General features: G+C 42.5%; 2 protein-coding genes. Both read right to left on the minus strand.

The window, feature by feature from the left end; all coding sequences use genetic code 11:
* Positions 1–1,735 (minus strand): ABC transporter permease (locus tag AC1DPZ_RS25085; protein ID WP_477408625.1); only part of this gene is annotated, 1,735 nt, incomplete at its 3' end.
* Positions 1,736–1,874: 139 nt separating this feature from the next.
* Positions 1,875–2,679 (minus strand): ABC transporter permease (locus AC1DPZ_RS25090; RefSeq protein WP_477408627.1); only part of this gene is annotated, 805 nt, incomplete at its 5' end.

Raw genomic sequence — 2,679 nt, forward strand, 5'->3', positions numbered from 1 at the left:
CTTTATTTTTTATCCATTTGCCAATAGCTTGCTGCGGCGAGAAACCTAATTCTTTAGCAGCCGTGCGGTTGATAAGCACCGAATTGGTAGTATCGGTAGCAAAAGCAGGCGAAAAATCACGACCGGCAATTATTTTCAATCCTAAGGTTTTCACGTATTCAAAATCGGCAAACTCTGTTCGCGACATAAAATTGGCATGCTGTCCTTCGGCGTCAAAACCATGCACATCGTAAAAGCCGCCGGGCTCGCCAGACATCAGCGACACTGATGAAACCGCCCCGGAGTTCTGTAATTCGTCTTTAAAGGTTTTACGGTGATCATAAATATCGTTATTATCAATTTTTATCACCAGCGTTTGTTCCTTATCATACCCTAATGATTTGCTTTTTATATACCGCATCTGGTTTACAATAACAATAGTGCCGATGATAAGCATTACCGAAATACTGAATTGCAATACCACTAATCCCTGCCTGAAAATACTGCCGCCTTTACCCAGCTTCAGTTTGCCCTTTAAAGCCTGGATAGGCGAAAACGCCGACATAAATATGGCCGGATAGCTTCCCGCCAAAAAGCCTACTACCAAAATAACCCCCAAAAGAAACGACCAGATAGGCAGGCTATTCCAGGAGACAGTTAAATCATAACCCAACAATTGGTTATAGGATGGCATCAATACCAGCAGCAAGCCAACTGATAATGTACACGAAATAAGCGCCAGCATCAACGACTCGCCGATGAATTGCCATATTAAATGATTGCGCAACGCGCCCATTACTTTGCGCATCCCTACCTCTTTTGAACGCTCAACCGCCCTGATGGTGGCCAGGTTGGTGAAGTTGATACAGGCGATGAGCATGATAAGCGCCGCTATCGATATAAAAATAAAAACCACCGTTTTATCGCCATGCTTCACATTGTCAAAGGCCGAGTAGCGTTCAAAATAGATATCGTTAAGCGGGGTTAGCGTTAAATCAAACTTAGCGCCGAATTTTTGCATATCCTTGCCCATGTACTTATCCATAAACTGGGTAAAACGACGTTCGAGCGCAGTTTGGCTGCTGTGTTCATTTAAAAGCACATACACAAACAGGCCGTTGTTTATCCACACATTAAAGCCTGGATTTTTGGTATAATTGGCTATAGGCATTACCAAATCAAAATCAAGATGCGAGTTTGACGGCACATCTTTAGCCACGCCTGTAACTTTCAAATTCAACTGTTTATCAAACTGCACCACCTTTCCCATGGCGTTATCAACGGTGCCGAAATATTTTTTTGCAGTAGTTTGGGTAAGCACCACGCTGTTAGGATTATCAAGCGCTGTGGATGCATCACCTCTAAGAAGCGGAAAAGTAAACAGCTTAAAAAAGCCTGCATCTACGGCATAAACCTTCTTTTCGTTAAATGCCCTTTCGCCAAAGGAAACAAGATTATTTTGTGGCGATACCCGCACCGCCATTTTAATATCCTGAGGATAATCATTCAGTAGCGCCGGTGCATACGGGCCCGACAAGTACGGTACCCTCGGTTTCGCCGGATCAAACCCACGCATTACCCGGTAAATATTTTTACCCTGTTTATGGAATTTGTCGACACTAAACTCATTCATAATATACAGGAAAATCATGAGGCACACCGTAATGCCCATGGTTAATCCCAGGATATGGATCAGCGAAAAAGCCTTTTGTTTATAAAGGTTCCGCCAGGCTATTTTTAAATAATTCCTGATCATAATTTTTAAACTCTAAATCCTAATTTCAAAACGCTAAAAAGAAAAAACCCTAAAYTCTAATTTTAAAATTCTAAAYGMTTCTTCRCYACACTMTACACCCTGACCAATGAACTAATGAACCAGTGAACCRATGAACTAATTATTCGCTTCTCAAACTCTTCACCGGATTGCTTAATGCTGCTTTTATAGATTGAAAACTGATGGTTGCAAAGGCGATGAAAACTGCCAGAAATGACGATACGGCAATAACCCACCATTGTATATTTTGCCTGTAGGCAAATCCCTGCAGCCAATGGTGCATAAACAGCCAGGCTACCGGTGTTGCAAAAACTATAGCTATAAGTACCAGCTTGATAAAATCTTTGGAGAGCATGGCAACAATGGTGCTTACGTCTGCTCCCAATACTTTACGGATGCCTATCTCTTTACTGCGCTGCTCGGCGGCGTAAGCAGCTAAACCAAACAGGCCCAGGCAGGCTATAATAATGGCCAGCGAGGTAAACACTATTGATATGGTGCCCATACGTTGTTCGGCACGGTACGTGGCATCAAAATCCTCGTCCATAAATGAGTAATTAAACTCCCTGTTGGGCGATATTGATTTCCACCTATCTTTAATAAGCGCCATCAGCGAGGTGATGTTGGCGGTATTCACTTTTAAGCTCATTGCCCCGGTATCCTCGCCGTACATCAGTACTACAGGGCTGATATTGGTTTTTAACGAACTGAAGTTAAAATCCTTTATCACGCCAACAATATGAAAACCCTTAAAGGTTTTGGCCATATTATCCTGCGGAAGATATAATGTTTTGTTTATCGGATCAGGCACATCCATCAGTTTCGCGGCTGTTTCATTGATGATCATCGATGCGGTATCGGTTGCCATTTCTTTAGAGAAATTACGCCCTTTGGTGATTTTTAAACCCAGGGTATTAACGTAGTCT

The organism is Mucilaginibacter sp. P4_G9, from assembly GCF_056400985.1.